Here is a 22857-nt window from a genome sequence, read left to right as displayed (position 1 = left end):
GTACTTGTGAAGCGCAAGCGATTGCTTTGTAACGCATTCTTGACATGGGACGAGCCGGGCGCGGCTTCGAAGAGACGGTAGATTTCACGGCGGTTGACGTCGGTCACAGCGGTGTACACGGGCCGCACCGGTGTCGTCGCGCAACGTCGTCGTCACGTACGTCCTGGGTGGAGACACCCTTCGAAGGAGGCCCGGTGTCCACGAACGAGGTGGACGCGCCCACCCGGCAGGCCGCCCCGCCCCGGACCGGTGGCATCGGGGGATTCGCCGACCGCTGGCCCTTCCGGCGCAAACTCAACGTCCTGGTCGGCGTCCCGCTCACCGTGGTCGGTCTGCTGCTCGCCTACCTCATCGCCGACCAGGTCGGCCAGGCCAGGGACGCGGCCGCCGCGGCCCGGCTGGTACGGGACAGCGCCCAGGTCGCGGTGCTCGTCGACCGGGTGGAGGCCGAGCACCAGCAGGCCGTCCTGCTCTCGGTGCGCTACGAGGCCCAGGGCATCGGCGCCCGGCCCTCCGCCGCCGCCTACCGCACGGCGCAGGCGGCGGTCGACGCCCAGGTGGCCGTGGTACGGCACGCCTTCGGCGACCGGCTGCCCGGCACCGAGGCGCAGGCGCTGAGGGAGATCGAGGGCCTGAGCAGCCTGCGCGACACCGTGGAGCAGGGCTACCTGCCCGCCGACAACATCGACCCGGCCTACACGGGCGCCGCGAAGAACCTGATCGACGGTCTCGGCCTCGACCGGAACGCGGCCCTGGCGGCCACCTTCACCGGCAACCTGCTGGACTCCCTGCTGCGCGCCGACGCCGCGCACAGCTCCTTCGAGACCAGCGTGTTCTCGGCGACGACCGGCGACACCAACGCGCTCATCGAGTTCACCGGCGCGGTCGGCTCCTACGAGCTGTACACCTACCAGGCCGACCGCTTCGCCCGGTTCGCCACCGCCGCGCAGGCCGACCGGCTCGCGGAGATGGAGCACACCCCCGCGCAGCGCCGGATCGCCGAGGCGTACGCCGAACTCCGGATCGACCCGAGCAGTCTGCAGGCGAACACCCCGGACCAGATCCGTCGCGCCTTCCAGGACGCGCTGGGCGACTACCCCTCCTATCCCGAACAGGCCGCCGCCCGGCTGAAGATCGCCTCCTCGCTCATCGGCGAGATCGCCGGCTCGGCCGACGACGCCTCGGCCGACGCGTGGTGGCGGGCCGCCGGGCTGCTGGCCGCCGCCCTGTTCGGCTTCCTCCTCTGGCTCGGCTTCTCGGTGGCCGTGCGCCGCTCGGTGGTCCGGCCGGTGCAGGCGCTCACCGGGGCCGCGCAGGAGGTGTCCGCCGCCACCGGACGGGAACTCGCCCGGGTCGCCGACGACGACTCCGACGACAGCGGGCCGCCGCGCCTGAAGGACGTGCCCGTCACCGCGCGCGACGAGATCGGCGACCTGGCGGCGGCGTTCAACCAGGTGCAGAGCACGGCCGCGGCGCTGCTGGAGCGCCAGGTGCTCAGCCGCCGCAACGTCGCCGAGATGTTCGGCAACGTCGGCCGGCGGGTCAGCAACCTCACCACCCGTCAGCTCGCGCTGATCGACGCCGTCGAGCGCGGCGAGACGGATCCTGCCCTGCTCGAACGCCTCTACTCCATCGACCACATCGCCGTGCGCCTGCGCCGCAACGCCGACAGCCTGATGCTGCTGGCCGGCATCCGCGAGGCCGTCCTGGACTCCGGCCCCACCGCGCTGACCAACGTGGTGCGCGCCGCGCTCGGCCAGATCGAGGGCTACCAACGGGTCCGGCTGTACGCCGGGACCGAGATCATGGTCGCGCCGGACGTCATCGGCGACCTCACGCTGATGGTGGCCGAACTCCTGGAGAACGCGGTGGCGTTCTCCCCCGCGGGCAGTCCCGTCGAGGTGACGGTGCGCTCGGACGCCAAGGGCGCCTCGATCGCGGTCACCGACCACGGCCTCGGCATGAGCGCCGAACGCCTCGCCGAGGAGAACGCCCGCCTGATCCGCCGCGAACGCCTCGACGTGGTGCCGACGAAGGTGCTCGGCCTGTTCGTGGTGGGCACGCTGGCCCGTCGCTGGGAGGTCGGGGTCACCCTCACCCGCACGGCGGGCGGCGGTGTCACGGCCGAGGTCACGATCCCCTCCGCCCTGCTGCTGCCCCCGGGGGCGGCGGCCTCCGGCGGCGACGCTCCGGCGGACCGGGCCGCGAGCGAGGCGACGGCGGCGGAGCGGAACGGAACCGGCGGCGAGGCCGCGGCCGGGTCCCCGGGCGCCGGCGCCGTCGAGACCACCGGGCCGAGACCGTCCACCGCCGTGGTACCGGAGCCCGCCGCGGACACCGGCGACGAACCCGGCGCGCTCCCCCGCCGCCTCCCCCGGCGCGAGACGTCTCCCGCCGCGTCCGACGCGGAGACGACCGAGGGGCCGGAACCGGCCGGAGCCCCGGACACGGCCACGAATCCAGGAACAGCCGCGGTCCGGGAACCGGACGAACGCCCGGAACGGACCACACGCCCGGAACCGGCCGTAAGCCCGGAACAGGCCGCACGCGAGCAACCCGCCGGACGCCGGGATCAGGCCGCAGACCCCGAACCGGCCGCAGTCCGGGACCAGACCGCTCGCCCGGCATCGGAATCGGCATCGACATCGGCATCGGCATCGGCCCCAGGCTCGCAACCCGCCGTCGGGCCGCCCGCGGGGCGGACCCCGTTCATCCCCCGGGCCCGCAAGGAGACCGACCCGGCGCAAGCGGCGTCCGGCCGGACGGTGCCGGGTCAGGCGGGGCCCGGTCAGGCGCCGGCCTCCCGTCCGCTGCGCCGGCGGGTGCGCGGCGCGACCCTGCGCGCCGCCGGCGGCCCCTCCCCGAGCGCCCGCGAGAGCGCACGGCCCGCCGACGCCGACGCCGTGCGGTCCGCCCTGGAGGAGTTCGAGGCCGCCGTGGAGCGCGCCCACCGCGACACCGGCGCCCGTCCCGCCGGCACCCCCGCCCGCGTCCCGGGCGGGACCCCCGCGGACCCACCGCCCGCCGGCGGCCCGAACGGCCCCGCCGAGCCCGCCGACCCCGCCCCGGACAGCCGTACCGGCCCCCGCGCGGGCGCCCGGACCACCCCGGCCGCCACCGCGCACCCGACCACCGGGGAACCGACCGCCCCACGCCCCACCACCCCCGACACCCCCGACTCGCAGTACCAGAACGACCTCCCGGAAGGAGCCGAGCAGTGAGCACGTCGACAGGTGACACTCCGACGGGAGGCACCACGCCGACCGATCTGCGGGCCGCCGCAGCCGACTTCACCTGGCTGCTGAACCGCTTCGCGACCGAGACCGCCGGTGTCGTCGACGCCATCGCCGTCTCCTCCGACGGACTGCTGATCGCCGTCTCGCAGTTGCGCGAGCACGCCGACTCCGAGCGGCTGGCCGCGATCGTCTCCGGCATCACCAGCCTGGCCGCCGGCGCCTCCGGCAACTACCGCCTCGGTGCGCTCAACAAGGTCATCATCGACCTGGAGGGCGGTCACGTCCTGGTGTCCGCGATCGGCAGCGGCGCGGTGCTCGGCGTGGTCACCGACAAGGAGGCCAAGCTCGGCAACATCGCCTACGAGATGACGCTGTTCGCCAACCGCGCCGGTGCCGCGCTCAGCCCGCAGCTCGTCCTCGAACTGAAGAACAACGTCGGCGCCGCCTCGGCGCGCTGACCGGTCACCGCCGGTCGAGGAAGGAAGAAGAACCCATGGCGGACGGCTCCCCGCCCCCGGGAGGAGACCCGGTGGGCCCCGCCCCCGCCGTGCGCCCGTTCCTGGTCACGGCCGGCCGGGTGGCGCCCACCGCCTCCGGCCGGCCGGTGCCCGTGGAGACCCAGGTGGTGGCCACCGCCGCCGGGCTCGCGGCGCTGGGCGGTCTCTCCTTCGAGCAGCACGACATCATCGCCGCCTGCCGCCTGCCGCTGTCCGTCGCGGAACTCGCGGCCCGGCTGCGGCTGCACCTCAACGTGGTGCGGGTCCTCACCGAGGACCTGCGCGCCGCGGGGCAGCTGACGGTGCACGTGCCCGACTCCGGCGTGATCCACGACGCCTCCGTCCTGCGCAGGGTTATCGATGGCCTGCGGGCCATCCCCGACTCCCGGGGAGTACTCCGTGACACCGACTGAACAACTCGCCCGCGGCACCGCCGCGGCGGCCGGCCAGAGCGCCGTGCGGCCGCCGCTGCCGGTCAAGATGGTGATCGCGGGCGGCTTCGGCGTGGGGAAGACCACCGCGGTCGGCTCCATCTCCGAGATCGAGCCGCTGACCACCGAAGCGGCCATCACCGAGGTCGCCGCGGGCGTCGACGACCTCACCCACACCCCGCGCAAGACGACCACCACGGTCGCCATGGACTTCGGGTGCATCACCATCGACCCGACGCTGAAGCTGTACCTGTTCGGCACACCCGGCCAGGAACGGTTCGGCTTCATGTGGGACGACATCGTGGAGGGCGCGGTCGGCGGACTCGTCATCGTCGACACCCGCCGTCTGGACGACTGCTACGCGGCCGTCGACTACTTCGAGCACCGGCGGATCCCGTTCGCGGTGGCGCTCAACGCCTTCGACGGGCGGGTGGACCACTCCATGGAGGAGGTCCGCTGGGCGCTCGACGTCTCCGAGCACGTCCCGGTGGTCGTCTTCGACGCACGGGAACGCGGCTCGGTGCGCGACGCGCTGCTGGTCGTACTGGAGCTGGCGCTGGCCCGGACCGAGGCGTGACCCCAGACACCGGGGCGACCGCCTCACCGGCCGGCACGCTGACGCGAGGTGACCGGGCGGGTCGTGGCACGGCCCGCCCGGTCGGCTCCGTCAGGTACCGCGCCGCACGCCCCGGGACACCGTGAGCCGGGCCGCGGCCCAGAACAGCAGCAGCGTGGCGAGCGCCAGCGCCGCGACCAGGCTGGCGCCGCCCACCACTTTCTCGTAGTTGCGCTGGTAGAGACCGTCGATGACGTAGCGGCCGAGGCCGCCGATGCCGACGTAGGCGGCGATGGTCGCCGTGGAGACGATCTGGATGGCGCCCGAGCGCAGGCCGCTGAGGATCAGCGGGAGCGCGACCGGCAGTTCGACACGGAAGAGGATCCGCGACTCCTGCATGCCCATGCCCCGCGCCGCGTCCACCGGCGACGGGTCGACCGAGCGCATCGACTCGTAGGTGGTCACCAGGATCGGCGGGACGGCGAGGACGACCAGCGGGACCATGACGGGGACCAGGCCGAAGCCGGCCAGCGTGGTCATCAGCACCAGCAGGCCGAAACTGGGCAGCGCCCGTCCGGCGGTGGCCAGGAACGCGAGGACGTTGCCGCCGCGCCCGTAGTGCCCGGTGACCAGGCCGACCGGCAGCCCGATGGCGGCGGCGACGCCGAGCGCGATCAGGCAGTAGCGCAGGTGCTCGGCCAGGCGCGTGGGGATGCCGTCGTAGCCGTGCCAGTGGGCGCTGTCGCTGAAGAAGGCGTTGACGAAGTGCAGTACGTTCACCGGGCGGCGTCCTCCCGTACGGACACGGCCGGCTCCGGCCGCTCCTCGGCGGTCCGGGGCCCGCGGCGGCTGGTGCCGCGCGGCATCCACGGGGTCAGCAGGAACCGTACGCCGACCAGCACCGCGTCGACGAGGATGGCCAGGACGGCGGTGGTGACCACGGAGTTCACCGCCAGCTCGGGCCGGTGGTAGATGTTCGCGTCGTTGAGCAGGTTGCCGAGGGCGCCCTGGTTGCCGATGAGCATGCCGACGCTGACCAGGGAGATGCTGGACACGGTGGCCACGCGCAGCCCGGCGAAGACGGCGGGCACCGCGATCGGCAACTGCACCTGGAAATAACGCCGTACGGGACCCAGTCCCAGGGCGGTGGCGGCGGCCAGCGTCTCCTGCGGCACCGCGCGGACGCCGTCGACGATGGCCGGGACGAGCACGACCAGGCTGTAGACGGCCAGCGGGATCATGACGGTCAGCTCGGTCTGGCCGGTGTAGTCGATGAGGAAGACGATGAAGGCCAGGGACGGGACGGCGTACAGCACCGTCGTCAGGCCGAGCACCGGCGGGTAGAGCCAGCGGAAGCGCACACACAGCTGGGCGATCGGCAGGGAGGCGACGAGGCCCGCGAGGACGGGCAGCAGCGCCTCGCGCAGGTGCAGTCCGATCAGGCCGAACCAGCTGTGCTGGAGGTCGCTCGGCAGGTCGAAGAAGCGGTTCACCGGACGGCCTTGGCGTCCGCGCCGGCGTGCTCGCCGGCCTCCGTGCGCCCTTCTGCGTTCGCAGGGCCCCCGGCGTGCGCGGCGCGGATGGCCGCGCCGATGGTCTGCTGCGAGACCACGCCGACCGCGCGGCCGGTGTCGTCCACGCCGACCGCCCAGCCGGTCGGCGAGAGCACGGCGCAGTCCAGGGCGGCGCGCAGGGACTCGCCGCCCCGCACGAAGGGCCGCCCGTGGGGCAGCAGCCGGGCCGGGTCGATCCGGCCGCCCGTCAGGTCGCCGGGCTCGCTCCAGCCGAGCGGGCGGCCGTCGAGGCCGGTGACGAGGAGGTAGGGCACGTCGGCCCTCGCGCGGGCGGCGATCTGCTCGGCGGTGGAGTCCACGGCGACGATCGGCGAGGTGAGCAGTTCCAGTTCCGCGGTGCCGAAGAAGGACAGCCGGCGGATGCCTCGGTCGGTGCCGAGGAAGTCCTCGACGAAGGCGTCGGCGGGGTGGGTCAGCAGCTCGGCGGGCGGGGCGTACTGGGCGAGCCGGCCGCCGGTGCGCAGCACCGCGACCATGGTGCCCAGCCTGATGGCCTCGTCGATGTCGTGGGTGACGAAGACGATGGTCTTGCCCAGCTCGTCCTGGATGCGCAGCAGCTCCTCCTGGAGGCCCTTGCGCACCACCGGGTCCACGGCGGAGAACGGCTCGTCCATGAGCAGCACCGGCGGGTCCGCGGCGAGCGCCCGCGCCACGCCGACGCGTTGCTGCTGGCCGCCCGACAGCTGGTAGGGGTAGCGCTTGGCGAGGGCGGGGTCGAGGCCGACGCGCTCCATCAACTCCACCGCGCGCGCACGGGACTTCTGCTTGCCCCAGCCCAGCAGCCGGGGCACGGTGGCGATGTTGTCGACGATGGTGCGGTGCTGGAAGAGCCCGGCGTTCTGGATGACGTAACCCATCGACCGGCGCAGGGTGTTGACGGGCTGTTCCTTGACGTCGGCGCCGTCGAGGAGGATGCGGCCCTCGCTCGGCTCGACCATGCGGTTGATCATGCGCAGGGTGGTGGTCTTGCCGCAGCCGGACGGCCCGACGAGAACGGTGATCGAGCGGTCCGGTATCTCCAGCGAGAGCCGGTCGACAGCCACCGTGCCGTCCGGATACCGCTTGGTGACTGAATCTATGCGTATCAAAACGCCGCATACCCTTCGGGTCTGGCAGTAGCTGCCCGCTCTCGGCCACGGTCGCGCGGGCCGTTGCGGAGAGAGTCTAGACGCCCGTGATTGCGGCAGGATTGCAGCACCCGTGCGGGGCGCGGCCGTCGAGGGGCCGCCGCGCCGGGCACGACACCGCACCCGGCGCGGCGGCTTCGGCCGTCACACCGGGTGCGGTGCGAGGTGGTGACGGTGCACCGGGCGCGCCCGCCCGGTCACGGGATGAACCCGCCCGGGACGCGGTGCGTGGAGGCCCGCGCCACGGGTGCGGCGCGTGCTCGCCCGACCCGGTGCACGCACCGCCCGCGTACCGGCGCGGTACACGGAGCCCGTGGTACGGGTACGGCACCCGCCTCTCCGACCCGGTGCACGTACACGGCCGCGCCTACCGGCACGCTGCGCGAAGGCCATGGTAGGAGTGCGGCACCCGCTCGCCGGCCCGGTGTACGCACGCGGCGCCGTGTGCGGCATGTGCGCCGCCGGCCGGACGTGTCACGCGCGCCGTTCGGCACGGCGCGCGTGTGTTGCGTACGGACGCGTGGACGGCGCGGCCGGCAGGCCCGGTCAGGTACGGCCGGGTCCCCCGCTGCCGAAGGATCCGCTGCTGCCCGGAGCCCAGCGGCTGCGGTGCTGGTCCTGGCTGCGCCGGGTGCTCGCGGCGTGCAGCTCGTGCGGCAGGAGCCGCTTGCCGTCGTCGCCGCAGTGCACCTCGTCGGGCTCGCGCCTCTCGCTGATCTCCTCGACGGCGCCGGTGACCGGCAGGTGCGGCTGTTCGGACGTCTCGGGCCGATCCGGCTCGCGGCGCATCACACCGATGCCCATGCTGACGGCCCAGACGAGCGCCACCACGATGACGAGCCCGCCGATGAAGGCACCGAGCGTGGCCCACACGTGCGGAGCCATGGCCAGTACGACGTTGGACGCTGTGCCCATGTCTTCCACCCGCCTCTGCGGAGATGCGGCGAAACAACCGGTGGCGCCGACGACGCCACCAATGTCCCATATTGTCCCACCGTGGCCATTGTCCCACCACGGCAGGCCACCGCAAAGCGCCGCCCGGGACGGCGCCTTCCGCCCGGCCCCGGCTCAGCCCTCGGCGGGCGTCAGCCGCAGCGAGATGCTGTTGATGCAGTACCGCTGGTCGGTCGGGGTGGGGTACCCCTCACCCTCGAACACGTGCCCGAGATGCGACCCGCAGCGGGCGCAGCGCACCTCGGTGCGCACCATCCCGTGCGAACGGTCCTGGAGGAGTTCCACCGCGTCGGTGTCCTTCGGGTCGTAGAAGGACGGCCAGCCGCAGTGGGACTCGAACTTGGTGTCGGAGGTGAACAGCTCCGCGCCGCAGGCCCGGCAGGAGTAGACACCCCTGGTCTTGGTGTCGGTGTACTCGCCGGTGAAGGCGGGCTCCGTCGCGGCCTGGCGCAGCACGGCGTACTCGGCCGGGTTCAGCTCCTCACGCCACTGCTCGTCCGGCTTGTCCACGTCGTACGCCATGAGCCCTCAGCCCCTTCGCTCAGTTCTGCTGCAGTCGGTCCAGGATGCGCGGCCCGAGGTCGGTGACGTCGCCCGCGCCCATGGTGAGAACGAGATCACCGGGCTTGGCCATTCCCGCGATCACGTCGGGGATCTCGGTCTTGTCGTGGACCGCGGTGACGTCGGCGCCGGCGGCCCGGGCGGAGGCGATGATCAGTTCGCTGGTGACGCCCGGGACGGGGTCCTCGCGGGCCGGGTAGATGTCCAGGACGACGGAGGCGTCGGCGAGGGCGAGCGACTGGCCCATCTCCTTGCCCAGTTCCTGGGTGCGGGAGAAGAGGTGCGGCTGGAAGACGACCAGGATCCGGGCGTCGCCCGCGGCGGCGCGCATCGCCTCCAGGTCGGCGGTCATCTCGGTGGGGTGGTGGGCGTAGGAGTCGATCACCTGGACGCCGGCGGCCTCGCCCTTGAGCTGGAGGCGCCGCTTGACGCCGGTGTAGGCGGCCAGGGCGGGGGCCAGTTCGGCGGCCGGGATGCCGAGGGCCGCGCCGGCGGCGAGCGCGGCGACGGCGTTGTGGGCGTAGTGGCGGCCGGGCACGGAGACCGTGAAGGTCAGCTCGGTGCCGTCCAGCACGACGGTGACCTCGCTCTTGAGGCCCTGCGGCACCACGGACAGGATGCGCACGTCGGCGTCGGCGGACTCGCCGTACGTCACCGTCCGCACCGATCCGGCCAGGCGCCGGGTCAGCTCGCGCGCGCCCTCGTGGTCGGCGGCGATCACCAGCGTGCCGCCGGGGACGATCTTCCCGGCGAAGGTCTCGAAGGACTCGTAGATCTCGTCGATCGAGGCGTAGTTGGCGTGGTGGTCCAGTTCGACGTTGAGGACGATGGCGACCTCGGGCGCGTACTTGTGGAAGCTGCGGTCCGATTCGTCCGCCTCGGCGACGAAGATGTCGCCCTCGCCGTGCAGCGCGTTGGAACCGGGGGCGTCCAGGTCGCCGCCGATGGCGTACGACGGTTCCAGGCCCAGCTCGGTCAGGCAGACCGCCAGCATCGAGGTGGTGGTGGTCTTGCCGTGGGTGCCGGCCACCGCGATCGGGCGCAGGCCGTCCATCAGGGCGGCCAGGGCGTCCGAGCGGTGGACGGCCGGGATGCCCAGTTCGGCCGCCCGGACCAGCTCCGGGTTGTCCGCGCGGATCGCCGAGGAGACGACGACGCAGGTCGCGTCGGCGGCGAGGTGGTCCGCCGCGTGCCCGATGTGCACGGTGACGCCCAGCGCGCGCAGCGCCCCGGCGGTCGCCGACTCCTTGGCGTCGCTGCCGGCCACCCGGGCGCCGCGCTGCGCGAGGATCTTGGCGATGCCCGACATCCCGGCGCCGCCGATGCCGATGAAGTGCGGTCGGTCCATGGCGGTAGGAAGGCCGGGTGCCATGCGCTGTTCTCCCCAGGTGGTGCGGCGTCGGTACGGGCGTGCGGCGCACCGCGGGCGCGGGCGCCGCCCCAGCCTATGCCTTGCTGTGGGAGAAGAGCTTCAGGACCGGCACGCCGACCTTGTGGCGGGCCCGCGAGGCCCAGTCGCGGTGGAAGAACTCCTCCACGTAGTGCGGGTCGGTCAGCACGATCACCTCGTCCGCCCCGGCCTGGGCGACCAGGGATCTGAGGGCGTCCAGCGGGTGGTTCTCGACGAGCCGGCCCTCGGCGTCGGCACCGGCGGCGCGCAGCGCCCTGAGGGAGACGTCCAGGGCCTGTTCGCCCTCGCCCTTGGCGGCCTCGCCCTCGGGTGTCCCGCCCTCGCGCGCGGCCTCGTCGATCTCGCCGAGGGCGATGTCGTCGATGGCCCGCAGCAGCCGGTCCGCCTGGTCCCCGCGCGGCTGGAGCAGCACCTCGAAGCGGACCGCCTCCTCCCCGTGCAACGTCGTGACGAACTCCACGTCGGCGGACGTCAGGGCCTTCTCGATCATCAGTACGCTTGTGAACACCAGACGCCCTTTCTCGTGTGAGGGCCGCGCCCTCTCGCTACCTCCGTGTGGGCCGGAAACAGCCCCCGCAGAAACCATCCTGCCCTGTGATCGCACGGGTATCGCCGGAATTCCTCCCGCTGCCACCACCTGAACGGAATTACCAATTCCGCTTTCGGGCGACGCCGGGACCTCCCGGCCGGCCCCGGCCGGGAGGTCCCGGGGCGGAAGTGACGGGGGCGGCGCCTCCTCGTCACGCCCGGGGCGGACCGGCGCCCGGTCGTCACACCCGCTGGTAGCGGCTGAACAGGAACCCCTCCTCCTCCAGCAGGGAGGCCAGGGCGAAACGGTGCGGGACGGCGACCGGGGGGCCGCCCGCGATGCGCTGGGCGTCGCCCGCGGTCAGCGTCGGCGAGACGGTCAGGCACAGCTCGTCCAGGACCCCGGAGGCCACCATCTGCCCGAGCAGACGCGGACCGCCCTCGGTCAGCAGACGGGTGTGGCCCAGTCCGGCCAGCGCCCGCACCGCACGCGGGGGGTCGATGCCCACGCCGTCGCCCGCGGTCACCACGCGCGCCCCCGCCCGCTCGGCCGCCGCGATCCGGTCGGGAGCCGCGGCGGCGCCCGTGAGGATCAGCGTGGGCACCAGGGGCGAGGTGAACAGCGGCAGGGAGAAGTCCAGCTCCAGACCGGCGGTGACGACCGCGATCGCCGGGGCCGGCCCCTGCCCGGCCGCCGCCCGCACGGCCGCGAACTCCCCGCGCGCGCGGGCCGGACGGTACCCCTCCTGCCGTACCGTCTCGGCGCCGACCACCACCACGTCGGCCAGCGCCCGCAGCGTGCCGAAGATCCGCATGTCGGCGGCGCCGGAGATGGGCTGCGAACGGCCCTCGTGCTGCGCCGCCCCGTCGAGCGTGGAGACCATGTTGGCCCGCAGCCAGGGCTCCCGGCCGCCGGCCGCGGGCTCGGGATAGGCGTAGGCCTCGGCCAGCTCGGCGAGGGTCCACTCCCGGTCCGCGAGGGCGGCGCTCACGCGCTCACCGCCGGCCCCGGCGGCCCCGCGCGAGGTCTGGGCTGCTGTTTCGTCGGTCACAGGGAACAGGCGTCGCATGCCGTGCAGTGTTCCACGCGGCTTACCATGGGGAACCGTGTCGTCCTCCACAGCCGCCTCCCGGCCCACCCCCGTGACCGGTGCCGCCCCGCTCTCCCTGTGCGCCCGCGAGCCGCACGTCCCGGCGGACCGGCTGGTCGCCGAGATGGTGCCGCCGCCGCGGTTCGACTCGGTGCGCTTCGCGACGTACATCCCGGACCCGAAGCAGCCGAGCCAGACGGAGGCGGTGCACGTCCTGGAGGAGTTCGCCGCCGGACTCGGCGGCGCGCCCGGCGCCGGTTCCGCCCGGCGCGGCCTCTTCGGCTTCGGCAGGGCCCGGAGCAAGACGCCGAAGACCCCGGCCGCACCGCGCGGCGTCTACCTGGACGGCGGTTACGGCGTCGGCAAGACGCACCTGCTCGCCTCCCTGTGGCACGCCACCGAGGCCGAGCCCGCGCTCAAGGCGTTCGGCACGTTCGTGGAGCTGACCAACCTGGTGGGCGCCCTGGGCTTCCAGAAGACGGTCCAGACGCTCTCCGGGCACCGGCTGCTGTGCATCGACGAGTTCGAGCTGGACGACCCCGGCGACACGGTGCTCGTGTCCACCCTGCTCGGCCGCCTGGTCGAGGCGGGGGTCGCGCTCGCCGCCACCTCCAACACGCTGCCGGGCAAGCTCGGCGAGGGCCGCTTCGCCGCCGCCGACTTCCTGCGCGAGATCCAGGGCCTGTCGGCGCACTTCCGTACCCTGCGCATCGACGGCGAGGACTACCGCCACCGGGGTCTGCCCGAGGCTCCCGCGCCCTTCTCCGACGAGCAGGTCACGAAGGCGGCGCACACCACCGAGAACGCCTCGCTCGACGACTTCGCCCAGCTCCTGGAGCACCTGGCCAGGGTGCACCCGAGCCGCTACGGTGCGCTGACCGACGGTCTGGGGGCCGTGTGCCTGACCGGGGTGGGGCCGGTGCCCGACCAGTCGACCGCGCTGCGGCTCGTCGTGCTCGCGGACCGGCTCTACGACCGTGAGGTGCCGGTCCTGGCCTCCGGCCTGCCGTTCGACCGGCTGTTCAGCGAGGAGATGCTGAACGGCGGCTACCGCAAGAAGTACTTCCGCGCGATATCCCGGCTCACCGCCCTCGCCCGCGACGCCAAGGGCCTGGTCGAGACCGCCTGACCCGGCCAGCCGCGGCCGGCACCGGCCGAGCGGTGGCCTTTACTCGAACTCACGGGCGACCTGTCCGAACATCCGGGCGGCATCACCGCACGCCGGCGTCCGGTTCGCGCCAACACCAGCACACTTTTCGGGCGCCTTACGCGCCGTAACACGGCGTTAACCCAGCGGAAAGCCATGCCGGGTTATCGTGCTTCTTGACCATCCATTGACCAATCCTTGGTGTGTTCTAGAGCTACGTGCGGTGCGGAGGGAGGCGCATGTTCCGAGGCCCGGCGGCCCGTGCCGCACTCGCGCTCCTCACCGCCGCCCTGCTCGCCCTCGTCCTCGCCGCACCGGCCGCCCCCCTGGCATCCGCGCAGGCAGGGCACCACGCCGGGGCCGCGGCGCAGCCCGGCGGCACCCCGCTCGGCGCGTCGCAGCAGGAGGAGCGCGCCGCCCCGCGCGAGCGCGCCCCGGCCCATGACCCGGCCGGACCGGTGCGCGCCCGCGCCTGTCACCGGACCGCCGGCCCCCCGCACCCCCCGGCCCGCGGACAGCGGCCCGCCGCCGCCCACGAAGCGGCCGGGCCCGGCGTCGTCCCGTCCGCCCGCCCGCCAAGACCCCTGACCGGCGCCACCCCGGCCGCGCTCCAGGTCTTCCGCTGCTGAACCGCGCACCCGTCTCCCTCGCGCACACCCCCCACCTCTGTCGTGTCAGTCCGACGCGCCCGCGCGGCGCGCCAGGAGGAGTCACCGCACATGCAGCCGCTCATCGACAACGCCCGTACGTTCGGACAGCGCCCCGAGGAGTTCGCCGAACTCGCCGCGGGCCAGTCCCCCCAGGTCCTGTTCATCACCTGCTCCGACTCACGGGTCGTCCCGGCCCTCATCACCGGCGCGCGCCCCGGCCAGCTCTTCGAGCTGCGCACCGCGGGCAACATCGTGCCGCCGTACGACCCGGCCCGTCCCACCGGCGAGGCCGCCACCGTCGAGTACGCCGTGCAGGTGCTCGGCGTGCGGGACGTCGTGGTCTGCGGTCACTCGCACTGCGGCGCCGTCGGCGCCCTGGTCCGCGGTGACGACCTCGACGCCGTCCCCGCGGTGCGCGACTGGCTGGCGGGCGCCACACCCCCGCCGACGGGACCGGCCGAGGACCCGTGCGTCGCCGAGGGCGTCCAGAGCCATGTCCTCACGCAGCTGCTGCGGCTGCGCTCGTACCCGTGCGTCGCGCGCGGGCTGGCCGACGGGACCGTGTCCCTGCACGCCTGGTACTACGAGGTGCACACCGGTGCCGTCCTCGCGCACCGGCCGCGGACCGACACCTTCACGGCCCTGTGAGCGCCGCCGTGAAGACCGCGATATCCAGGTTCCCCTTCCTCCGGCAGGACTTCACCGCCTCCCTCGTCGTCTTCCTCGTCGCGCTGCCGCTGTGCGTCGGCGTGGCCGTCGCCTCGGGCGTACCGGCCGAACTCGGCCTCGTCACGGGCATCGTGGGCGGTCTGGTCACCGGATTCCTGCCGGGCAGCAGTCTGCAGGTGTCCGGGCCGGCCGCCGGACTGACCGTGCTCGTGTTCGAGGCCGTCCGCGAGTTCGGGCTGCCCGTGCTGGGCGTGATCGTGCTGTGCGCGGGGCTGCTCCAGCTCGCCATGGGCGCGCTGCGGCTCGGGCGCTGGTTCCGGGCCATCTCGGTCTCCGTGGTCGAGGGGATGCTGGCCGGCATCGGGCTCGTGCTCATCGCCGGTCAGCTCTACACGGCGGCCGGGCTGAAGGCCCCGGCCGCCGGCCTCGACAAGATCACCGGGCTGCCGGGAGCGCTCGTCGGCGCCCTGGGCAGTACCGGGGCGGCGGCCTCCCTCGCACTCGGCGCGGGCACCGTCGCCGTGCTGGTGCTGTGGACGCGCCTGCCGGACCGCACCCGGGCCGGCGGGGCGGCGCGGCGGCTGTGGACGGGCGTGCGCGCCGTCCCGGGCGCCCTGGTCGCGGTGGTCCTGGCCACGCTCGTCTCCCTCGCGTCCGGCCTGCCCGTCGCCACGGTCCGGGTCCAGGGCCTGTTCGACGCGGTCCAGCCGCCCGGCGCCGGGGCCTTCGGCGAACTGGCCGGCCCCGCGGTCTACGGAACCGTCCTCGCCTTCACGCTCATCGCCTCGGCGGAGAGCCTGTTCAGCGCGGCGGCCGTGGACCGGCTGCACGACGGACCGCGCACCCGGTACGACAGGGAACTGATGGCCCAGGGCGCGGGCAACTGCGTGTGCGGGCTGCTCGGCGCGCTGCCGATGACCGCCGTGATCGTCCGCAGTTCGGCCAACGTGCGGGCCGGTGCGCGCACCAAGGCGTCCCGGGTGCTGCACGGGGTGTGGCTGCTGCTGTTCGCGGCGCTGCTGCCGTCCGCGCTGGCGCTCATACCGCTGCCCGCGCTCGCCGGCATCCTCGTGCACGCGGGCTGGAAGCTGATCCCCTTCCGCCAGGTGGCCTCGCTGTGGCGCACGCACCGGGGCGAGGTGCTGGTCCTGGTGGCGACGGCCGTGTCCATCGTCGTGCTGAACATGTTCGAGGGCGTGCTGATCGGGCTGGCCCTCTCGGTCGTCAAGACCGCCTGGGAGGCCTCCCACGTGAAGCTGGACGTCGTCGACAAGGGCGCGGGCCCGGTCCAGGCGTACCTGACGGGCAACGCGACGTTCCTGCGGCTGCCGAGGATCCTCGACAGCCTGGAGTCCCTCCCCCGGGACCGCCCGGTCGAACTGCACCTCGCCGGCCTGCACCACCTCGACCACGCCTGCCGCACGGCCCTGGAGACCTGGGCCGAACGCCACAGCACGGCGGAGACGGAGCCGGTGAGACTGCTGGCGCCGGCGCCTTGACGGCAGGACCGCCGGCGCGGTGAGGACGGCGGGGCGGGCGGCGCGGCGCAGTGACGCGGGGCGACGGCGGCGAGCCGGCGCCAGGGCGGACGGCGACGCGGGCCGCCCGCCCCGCCGGGCCGACCGGGCCGCCCCGCCCGCCCGTCGTCCGGCCGCCCTTGCCCGCTGCCCGGCCGGCCGTCCCCGGCGGGGACTCGACCGTGTTCTCGGGGCGGGCATATCGTTGAACAAGGCCCCTCACGGGCGTTCGGACGACTGGCCGAGGAGTCGTCATCATGCTTCAGGACGTACTGACCGCCGTAATCGCCGCGGGCTGCGCCGGTCTCGTGTACCTCGCGGCGGCGGCGCGGGTCGTCAAGCAGTACGAACGCGGGGTGGTGCTGCGGCTCGGGCGGTTCGCCGGAGATCCGCGCCCGCCCGGCTTCACCATGATCGTTCCCTTCGTGGACCGGCTCTACAAGGTGAACATGCAGATCGTCACGCTGCCGATCCCGGCCCAGGAGGGCATCACCCGGGACAACGTGACCGTGCGCGTGGACGCCGTCGTCTACTTCAAGGTGGTCGACCCGGCCAACGCCGTCATCCAGGTCGAGGACTACCGGTTCGCGGTGTCGCAGATGGCGCAGACCTCCCTGCGCTCGATCATCGGCAAGAGCGACCTGGACGACCTGCTGTCCAACCGCGAGAAGCTCAACCAGGGCCTGGAGCTGATGATCGACAGCCCGGCCATCGGGTGGGGCGTGCAGATCGACCGGGTGGAGATCAAGGACGTCTCCCTGCCGGACACGATGAAGCGGTCCATGGCCCGGCAGGCGGAGGCCGACCGGGAGCGGCGGGCGAGGATCATCAACGCCGACGCGGAACTGCAGGCGTCGAAGAAGCTCGCCGAGGCCGCCCAGCAGATGGCCGACACGCCCGCGGCGCTGCAACTGCGGCTCCTGCAGACGGTGACGGCGGTGGCCACGGAGAAGAACTCGACCCTCGTCCTGCCCTTCCCCGTCGAACTGCTGCGCTTCCTGGAGAGGGCGGCCCAGCAGCAGCCCCCCGGGCAGGCACCCGCGCCCGCTCCGCCCCCGCCGTCCGGGACGCCGAAGCCCCTCGGCAACGGCACGGCACCGGTCCCGGACACATCCGGTGCCCCGCTCGACACCGCTTCGGGGACACCCGGCACCGCTTCCGTGACGCCGGTCCGGGCCGCCGCGGACGCCTTCTCCCCGTCCGAGGCCGAACCCTGACCGGTCCGCGGTGTCCCGCGCGCGCCGCCCTCGTCTGAGATCAGGCCGCCCGCGACGGGGTACCCGGCGGCCATGAGCGAACATCAGCAGGGCCGGGAGCGGCGGCACGGACGGCGCCGCGTCACCGGTTCGTACTGGGTCGAGACGGCACCGGGGCCCGAGCGCCCCGCCCTGACCGAGGACCTGGACGTCGACGTCGTCGTGATCGGCGCGGGCATGGCCGGGCTGAGCACGGCGTACGAGCTGACGCGGGCGGGGCTGGGCGTGGCGGTGCTGGAGGCGCGGCGGGTCGCGGCGGGCGTGACCGGGCACACCACCGCCAAGCTGACGGCGCTGCACACCCTCGTCTACGACAAGCTGCGCCGCACCCGCGACGCGCAGGCGGCCCGCCTGTACGCCCGTTCGCAGTGCGAGGCGCTGGAGCACGCCTGGGAACTGGTGGACGAACTGGGCATCGAGTGCGAGTGGGAGACCCGCAGCGCGTACACCTACGTACGCGATCCGGGCCGGGTGGAGGAGGTGCGTGCCGAGGCGGAGGCGGCCCGGGACGCGGGACTGCCGGCGTCGTTCGTGACGGAGACCGGGCTGCCGTTCCCGGTGGCGGGCGCGGTGCGGGTGGCCGGGCAGGCGCAGTTCCATCCGCGCAAGTACCTGCTGGCCCTGACGGCCGACCTGGTGGCGCGCGGCGGGCAGGTGTTCGAGAACACCGTCGTGCGGGGTCTGACCGAGGGCGAGCCGTGCCGGGTGACGACCGCGACGGGCGCCACCGTCCGGGCCCGGCACGTCGTGGTCGCCACGCACTACCCGATCTTCGACCGGGCGCTGCTGTTCGCCCGGCTCTCCCCGCGCCGGGAACTGGTCGTGGCCGGGCCCGTCGACGCCGCGGAGGACCCGGACGGGATGTACATCACCCCGGAGGAGAACACCCGTTCGGTACGGACCGCGCCGTACCGCGAATTCGGGGCCGAGGGGACCGCCGCCGACGAGGACGGGACCGGCGAGGACGGCCGGCGGCTGCTCGTGGTGACCGGGGAGCACTTCACTCCCGGCACCGGTGACACCCCAGCCCGCTTCGACCGGCTGACGCAGTGGGCGGGCGGGCACTTCCCGGGAGCGGACCTCCGGTACTCCTGGGCCACCCAGGACATCGACCCCACCGACACCGTGCCGATGGTCGGCCCGCTGCACCAGGCCGCCCGCAACACCTACGTGGCGACCGGCTTCGGCGGCTGGGGCCTGAGCGGCGGCATCATGGCGGGGCGGCTGCTCACCGCGCTGATCACCGGACGGGACTGCCCGTGGCAGGAGCTGTACGACCCGCGCCGGCTGCGGACGGCCGTACGGGAGGCCCCGACGTTCCTGAAGAACCAGGCCGAGGTCGCGCGGCACTTCGTGGGCGACCGGCTGCGCTCCACACCGCCGGTGGAGGCCATCGCGCCGGGCGAGGGCGCGGTGGTCCGCAGCGGTCTCGACCACCTCGCCGTGTACCGGGACGACGGGGGCGACCTGCACACGCTCTCCGCCCGGTGCACGCACCTCGGCTGCCTGGTCGCCTTCGACTCCGCCGAGCGCGCCTGGGAGTGCCCGTGCCACGGCTCGCGTTTCGACACCGAGGGCAACGTGCTCCAGGGCCCGGCGACCCAGCCGCTGGAGCGCCGCGAACGGTGAGCACGGGGCCGCGCCCCGCGGGTGGCGTCCGGCCGGGTGACCGCGCGGCCCCGCTGCCGCTCATATGATCACAGGCCGCTCTACGTTCGTCAGGTGATCCCACTTGTACGACGTATTACCGGTCTCGCCGCGACCTGTGCCTTGAGCGTCGCCCTGGCCTCGCTCGCCGCGTGCGGCACCACGCGGGCCACCCACGCCGCTCACCCCGTCTCCCACACGTCCCCCTCCGCCCCCGCCGAATCGTCCGCGACCGCGCCGTCCAAGCCGCCCAGGCTCACTCCGGGGCCCGGCGGGCTGACCCCCGTGTTCACCAACGGCCCGCGCGACCAGGGCAAGACGGTCGCGTTCACCTTCGACGCCGACATGACCGCCGACGAGGGCCGGCGCGCGGCGTCGGGCGAGCACTTCGACAACCCGCAGCTCATCGCCGCACTCCGGGCCCTCAAGGTGCCCGCCACGGTGTTCATGACGGGCAAGTGGGCGGAGACGTACCCGGACGAGGCCCGCTCCATCGGCACGGACCCCGGGTTCGAACTCGCCAACCACTCCTACAGCCACTACGCGTTCACCGGTGACTGCTACGGCCTGCCGACCGTCTCCCCGGACCAGGTCCGCTCGGACGTGGAACGCGCGTACACGGCCTTCGCCAAGGCCGGGGTGCCGCACCCGATGCCGTACCTGCGGTTCCCCGGCGGCTGCTACGACACGCGGGTGCTGCGCACCCTCGCGCCCCTCGGCGTCACCGCGGTCCAGTGGGACGTGGTGAGCGGTGACGCGTTCGCCACGGACGCGGACGCCGTGGCCCGCCAGGTCCTGGCCGGCGTGAAGCCGGGCTCGGTCGTGGTCATGCACTGCACCCGCAGCGCCGCCCCCACGACCGAACGCGTGGTGCGCGCCGTCGTGCCGGAGCTGCGCAAGAAGGGGTACCGCTTCGTGAAGGTGTCCGAGATGATCGGCGCCTCGGCGGGCCGCTCCTGACCCGCGCGGCAGGCCCGGGCGGCCGTCCCGCGCGCCGCCCCGCGCCGGCCGCGCCCGTCCCGCTGCCCGGCTGCCCGGCTGCCCGGCCGGCCCGTATCCGGCAAGGGCGCCCTACGCTGGACGCATGAGCGAGGACGCCAGGAACGACGACGACGAGGACGGCGGCGACCAGCACGGCCGCGACAGCGGTTACTGCCTGATCGACGCGACCCGGCCGCCCCGGGCCGACGGGCCGCCGTACGCCGAGTGCGTGCTGTGCCGCGAGCCGACCGAGTACCCGCAGTCGTACAAGGGGATCACCCTCTGCCCCGTCTGCGAGTGGCAGGAGGCGCAGCGCACGGCCTGCTCGGGATGACCTCCGCACGATGAGCACGGCTCAGGACGGCGGCCGGCCCCGTCCGGCCGTGGCCCTCTCGCGCGGGGGCCGTCCGCCGGTGCGCGCCGCGGTTGGCACACTGGGGGGCGTGACGTACGAGACCTCCGCCGAAAGCTCCGCCGCCGAGAGCCCCTTCCGCACCGAGCCCACCGCGCGGGACCTGGCCCCGCAGTTCGTGCTGCCGCTGGTCGTCCGCATCGAGCGGGCCGCCCCGCCCGCCCGCACCGACGCGCTGGAGACGGCCGCCCGCGCGGTGCTGGTGCTGCTGGACGACGAGCGTTCCGTCGGCGACGGCGTGTGGGCGGGGCCGGTGCGGGACTGGCAGGACGCCCGGATCCGCAAGGTGGTGCGGCGGGCGCGCGGCGCGGAGTGGCGGCGGGCCGGGGCGCTGGAGGGCATCACGGTCACCGGGGCGACCGCGGAGGTACGGGTCTTCCCGCCCGTCCCGCTGGACGGCTGGCCCAAGGACCTGGCGAAGCTCCAGGTCTCCGGCACCGACCTCGACGACCCGGTACCGCCCGCCCCGCCCGCCCCTAACGTCCCGGTGCTCTGGTTCAACCCCGGTCTTCGGATGTCCGCGGGCAAGGCGATGGCCCAGGCCGGTCACGGTGCGCAGCTCGCCTGGTGGGACCTCACCGACGAGCAGCGCGCCGCCTGGCGCGACGCCGGTTTCCCGCTCAGCGTGCGCACCGCGGCCCCCGCGCAGTGGCAGCGCCTCACGGACAGCCGACTGCCGGTGGTGCGCGACGCGGGCTTCACCGAGATCGCTCCCGGTTCGTGCACGGTGGTCGCCGACCACCCGGCGCTGCGGCAGGGCTCCTAGGTGTGCTGTCCCGGGACGCCGGTGACACGCGTGGCGCGAACATCGGCGTCATCTCGTCCAGGCTCTGCAGCTTCGCCATCTTCGGTACTCCCTCTCGCTTCTTTCCGGGACTTCTCCATCGTCCCGGCGCGAACGGGCCCTGAAGTCAGCCGCAGCTCCTGTTCCGGCGGACGACTCCGGTCGGAGCACATGACGGCGTGTCAGACCTGGGGATGACACCGGCCCCGCCCGGCCGCGATGCGGGCGAACCCTCAATTCTTGCTCTGAAGAGGCGCGCGGTGCGGTTCCCCGCCGCCCGGCTGGGCCATACCCTCTTCACCCGCGCCGCGCGCGGGCGTCCGGTGACAGGGGGCGAAGGGACCAGTGGGGGGCAGGACTCATGGAGCGACTGGGGACGGGGATCGGCTGGCGGCCGGAGATCGCGGACGCCGTGGAGGGCATGCCGGGGATCGACTGGGTCGAGGTGGTGGCCGAGAACCTGTGTCCCGGCCATCCGCCCGCCTCGCTGCGGCGTCTGCGCGAGCGCGGGGTGACCGTCGTGCCGCACGGGGTGTCCCTCGGTCTCGGCGGCGCCGAACGGCCCGACGAGGGACGTCTGCGGGCACTGGCCGAGCGGGCGGAGGCGCTCGGCTCGCCGCTGGTGACCGAGCACATCGCCTTCGTGCGTGCGGGCGGGCCCATGACGGCGTCGGACCGCATCGAGGCGGGCCACCTGCTGCCGGTGCCCCGCACGCGCGAGGCCCTGGACGTGCTGTGCGAGAACGTCCGCATCGCCCAGCGGGCCCTGCCCGTGCCGCTCGCCGTGGAGAACATCGCCGCGCTGCTGGCGTGGCCCGGTGAGGAACTGACCGAGGGGCAGTTCCTGTACGAACTGGCCGACCGCACGGGCGTACGCCTGCTGATCGACGTGGCCAACCTGCACACCAACCACGTCAACCAGGGCGAGGATCCGGCGCGGGCGCTGGCCGAACTGCCGCTGGAGGCCCTGGCGTACGTCCATGTCGCGGGCGGGTTCGAGCGGGACGGCGTCTGGCACGACAGCCACGCGCACCCGGTCCCCGAACCGGTGCTCGACATCCTGACCGACCTCGCCTCCCGGGTGTCCCCGCCGGGCGTGCTGCTGGAGCGCGACGAGAACTTCCCCGAGGCGGACGCCCTGGGCGGCGAACTGGAAGCCATCCGGAAGGCGGTGGGGCGGGGACGCGCGGGCGCCGCGGAGCGCGCCGCCGTCGCCGCGGCGCCGGGGGGCGCGAACACCGCTTCGCGCGGGCGTGCCGTCGTCGGAGGAAAGGGGCTGGCCGGGAGCCGGGAGCACCGGAGCGCGGGCACGGACGGGAGCCGGGAGCACGCGAAAGGGAGCGCGGACGGGCGGGTCGGCGAGCCGGCGGCGGCCGTCGCGGAGCCGGTCCGGCAGCGGCTCGCGCTCGCGCAGACCGCGCTCCTGTCGGCGCTCGTCGCCGGGACGCCCGCCCCGGAGGGCTTCGACCGGGGGCGGCTCGCGGTGCAGGCCCGGGCGCTCGCGTCGAAGCGGGCCGGTGTGGTGGCCAAGGTGGCGCCCGAGCTGCCGGTCATCCTCGGCGCCGGATACCGTGCCGCCTTCCTCGCGTACGCGCAGGAGCATCCGATGCGCGGGGGCTACCGCCTGGACGCGATGGCGTTCGCGGAGTCCCTGCTGCTCGCCGGGCAGCCGCAGGACGCGGGCGCCCGCCGGGACCTGCGGGAGTGGTGGCTGGAACGGTCGGGGCCCGTACCGCGGTCCCGCAGGCCGGTGGTCCGCGCGGCCCGGGCGGCGCGCCGCATGCTGCTGCGGCGCTGAGACGGAAAGGTGCGCGCCCCCGCACGCGGC

General features: G+C 74.1%; 22 protein-coding genes. 14 read left to right on the top strand and 8 right to left on the bottom strand.

Features of this window, described 5'->3' with window-relative positions:
* Positions 1-194 precede the first annotated feature (194 nt).
* The 4 genes from IG64_RS21280 to IG64_RS21265 are packed head-to-tail and all read left to right on the top strand — an operon-like array spanning position 195 to position 4741.
* A complete protein-coding gene (locus IG64_RS21280; RefSeq protein WP_037858574.1) occupies positions 195-3221 on the top strand; it encodes a sensor histidine kinase in 3027 nt (1008 codons plus the stop codon).
* A complete protein-coding gene (locus IG64_RS21275; protein WP_037858571.1) occupies positions 3218-3694 on the top strand; it encodes a roadblock/LC7 domain-containing protein in 477 nt (158 codons plus the stop codon). Before IG64_RS21280 ends, IG64_RS21275 begins: the two co-directional genes overlap by 4 nt.
* A 35-nt stretch (positions 3695-3729) precedes the next feature.
* Positions 3730-4146, top strand: a complete 417-nt coding sequence (locus IG64_RS21270) for a DUF742 domain-containing protein (protein ID WP_037858567.1) — start codon at positions 3730-3732, stop codon at positions 4144-4146.
* On the top strand, positions 4133-4741 hold the full coding sequence (locus IG64_RS21265) for a GTP-binding protein (RefSeq protein WP_037858565.1): 609 nt from the start codon (positions 4133-4135) through the stop codon (positions 4739-4741). Before IG64_RS21270 ends, IG64_RS21265 begins: the two co-directional genes overlap by 14 nt.
* A gap of 90 nt (positions 4742-4831) precedes the next feature.
* On the opposite strand, the gene IG64_RS21260 is transcribed toward IG64_RS21265, so the two are convergent.
* From IG64_RS21260 to IG64_RS21225, 8 genes are all read right to left on the bottom strand, one after another.
* Positions 4832-5500 (bottom strand): ABC transporter permease, encoded by a 669-nt coding sequence (locus IG64_RS21260; protein ID WP_037858563.1) that lies wholly within the window; start codon positions 5498-5500, stop codon positions 4832-4834.
* Positions 5497-6213, bottom strand: a complete 717-nt coding sequence (locus IG64_RS21255) for an ABC transporter permease (protein WP_037858560.1) — start codon at positions 6211-6213, stop codon at positions 5497-5499. Before IG64_RS21255 ends, IG64_RS21260 begins: the two co-directional genes overlap by 4 nt.
* The gene (locus IG64_RS21250; protein ID WP_078884123.1) at positions 6210-7382 is read right to left on the bottom strand and encodes an ABC transporter ATP-binding protein; all 1173 of its coding nucleotides are present in this window, start codon (positions 7380-7382) and stop codon (positions 6210-6212) included. Before IG64_RS21250 ends, IG64_RS21255 begins: the two co-directional genes overlap by 4 nt.
* A 585-nt stretch (positions 7383-7967) precedes the next feature.
* Positions 7968-8336 carry a DUF6479 family protein gene (locus tag IG64_RS21245; protein ID WP_037858554.1) on the bottom strand — a complete coding sequence of 123 codons (369 nt, stop codon included), beginning with the start codon at positions 8334-8336 and terminating at the stop codon, positions 7968-7970.
* A 153-nt stretch (positions 8337-8489) separates the two neighbouring features.
* Complete coding sequence (msrB, locus tag IG64_RS21240; protein WP_037858553.1) at positions 8490-8897, bottom strand: peptide-methionine (R)-S-oxide reductase MsrB; 408 nt, start codon at positions 8895-8897, stop codon at positions 8490-8492.
* 19 nt (positions 8898-8916) lie between these two features.
* Positions 8917-10308, bottom strand: coding sequence for a UDP-N-acetylmuramate--L-alanine ligase (gene murC / locus IG64_RS21235; RefSeq protein ID WP_037858551.1), 1392 nt, complete (start codon positions 10306-10308; stop codon positions 8917-8919).
* A 73-nt stretch (positions 10309-10381) separates the two neighbouring features.
* On the bottom strand, positions 10382-10855 hold the full coding sequence (locus tag IG64_RS21230; RefSeq protein ID WP_199811633.1) for an indole-3-glycerol phosphate synthase: 474 nt from the start codon (positions 10853-10855) through the stop codon (positions 10382-10384).
* A gap of 262 nt (positions 10856-11117) precedes the next feature.
* On the bottom strand, positions 11118-11945 hold the full coding sequence (locus IG64_RS21225) for a pyrimidine reductase family protein (protein WP_037858546.1): 828 nt from the start codon (positions 11943-11945) through the stop codon (positions 11118-11120).
* Between the two features lie 37 nt (positions 11946-11982).
* Here IG64_RS21225 and zapE point away from each other — a divergent pair, with 37 nt between their 5' ends.
* The 10 genes from zapE to IG64_RS21175 all read left to right on the top strand — a co-directional run bounded on the left by zapE (position 11983) and on the right by IG64_RS21175 (position 22827).
* The gene (zapE, locus tag IG64_RS21220; RefSeq protein WP_037858543.1) at positions 11983-13095 is read left to right on the top strand and encodes a cell division protein ZapE; all 1113 of its coding nucleotides are present in this window, start codon (positions 11983-11985) and stop codon (positions 13093-13095) included.
* Positions 13096-13352: 257 nt separating this feature from the next.
* Positions 13353-13742 (top strand): hypothetical protein, encoded by a 390-nt coding sequence (locus IG64_RS41220; protein WP_037858542.1) that lies wholly within the window; start codon positions 13353-13355, stop codon positions 13740-13742.
* Positions 13743-13832: 90 nt separating this feature from the next.
* Positions 13833-14411 carry a carbonic anhydrase gene (locus IG64_RS21210; RefSeq protein ID WP_037858539.1) on the top strand — a complete coding sequence of 193 codons (579 nt, stop codon included), beginning with the start codon at positions 13833-13835 and terminating at the stop codon, positions 14409-14411.
* A gap of 8 nt (positions 14412-14419) precedes the next feature.
* On the top strand, positions 14420-15931 hold the full coding sequence (locus IG64_RS21205; protein ID WP_037858840.1) for a SulP family inorganic anion transporter: 1512 nt from the start codon (positions 14420-14422) through the stop codon (positions 15929-15931).
* 275 nt (positions 15932-16206) lie between these two features.
* Positions 16207-17166 (top strand): slipin family protein, encoded by a 960-nt coding sequence (locus tag IG64_RS21200; protein ID WP_037858538.1) that lies wholly within the window; start codon positions 16207-16209, stop codon positions 17164-17166.
* Positions 17167-17238: 72 nt separating this feature from the next.
* Positions 17239-18834, top strand: a complete 1596-nt coding sequence (locus IG64_RS21195; RefSeq protein WP_037858536.1) for an FAD-dependent oxidoreductase — start codon at positions 17239-17241, stop codon at positions 18832-18834.
* A gap of 93 nt (positions 18835-18927) precedes the next feature.
* Positions 18928-19812, top strand: coding sequence for a polysaccharide deacetylase family protein (locus IG64_RS21190; protein WP_037858534.1), 885 nt, complete (start codon positions 18928-18930; stop codon positions 19810-19812).
* Between the two features lie 124 nt (positions 19813-19936).
* Positions 19937-20167: a hypothetical protein gene (locus IG64_RS21185; protein WP_037858533.1), complete on the top strand. Its 231-nt coding sequence runs from the start codon at positions 19937-19939 to the stop codon at positions 20165-20167.
* Positions 20168-20276: 109 nt separating this feature from the next.
* The gene (locus IG64_RS21180) at positions 20277-21011 is read left to right on the top strand and encodes a peptidyl-tRNA hydrolase (protein ID WP_037858837.1); all 735 of its coding nucleotides are present in this window, start codon (positions 20277-20279) and stop codon (positions 21009-21011) included.
* Between the two features lie 379 nt (positions 21012-21390).
* Positions 21391-22827 (top strand): DUF692 domain-containing protein, encoded by a 1437-nt coding sequence (locus IG64_RS21175; protein ID WP_037858532.1) that lies wholly within the window; start codon positions 21391-21393, stop codon positions 22825-22827.
* Positions 22828-22857: the final 30 nt, after the last annotated feature.

The organism is Streptomyces sp. NRRL S-340 (assembly GCF_000720185.1).
GTDB lineage: Bacteria > Actinomycetota > Actinomycetes > Streptomycetales > Streptomycetaceae > Streptomyces.
The sequence above is the reverse complement of the archived record's forward strand: the minus strand, read 5'-3'. Positions and strand labels throughout refer to the sequence as shown.

Bases quoted from the DNA above. Each gene is read 5' to 3' on its own strand.
- IG64_RS21185 (WP_037858533.1), top strand. From the start codon at position 19,937: ATGAGCGAGGACGCCAGGAACGACGACGACGAGGACGGCGGCGACCAG.
- IG64_RS21195 (WP_037858536.1), top strand. From the start codon at position 17,239: ATGAGCGAACATCAGCAGGGCCGGGAGCGGCGGCACGGACGGCGCCGC.
- IG64_RS21225 (WP_037858546.1), bottom strand. From the start codon at position 11,945: ATGCGACGCCTGTTCCCTGTGACCGACGAAACAGCAGCCCAGACCTCG.
- msrB (WP_037858553.1), bottom strand. From the start codon at position 8,897: ATGGCGTACGACGTGGACAAGCCGGACGAGCAGTGGCGTGAGGAGCTG.
- IG64_RS21270 (WP_037858567.1), top strand. From the start codon at position 3,730: ATGGCGGACGGCTCCCCGCCCCCGGGAGGAGACCCGGTGGGCCCCGCC.
- IG64_RS21210 (WP_037858539.1), top strand. From the start codon at position 13,833: ATGCAGCCGCTCATCGACAACGCCCGTACGTTCGGACAGCGCCCCGAG.
- IG64_RS21175 (WP_037858532.1), top strand. From the start codon at position 21,391: ATGGAGCGACTGGGGACGGGGATCGGCTGGCGGCCGGAGATCGCGGAC.
- murC (WP_037858551.1), bottom strand. From the start codon at position 10,308: ATGGCACCCGGCCTTCCTACCGCCATGGACCGACCGCACTTCATCGGC.
- IG64_RS41220 (WP_037858542.1), top strand. From the start codon at position 13,353: ATGTTCCGAGGCCCGGCGGCCCGTGCCGCACTCGCGCTCCTCACCGCC.
- IG64_RS21200 (WP_037858538.1), top strand. From the start codon at position 16,207: ATGCTTCAGGACGTACTGACCGCCGTAATCGCCGCGGGCTGCGCCGGT.
- IG64_RS21245 (WP_037858554.1), bottom strand. From the start codon at position 8,336: ATGGGCACAGCGTCCAACGTCGTACTGGCCATGGCTCCGCACGTGTGG.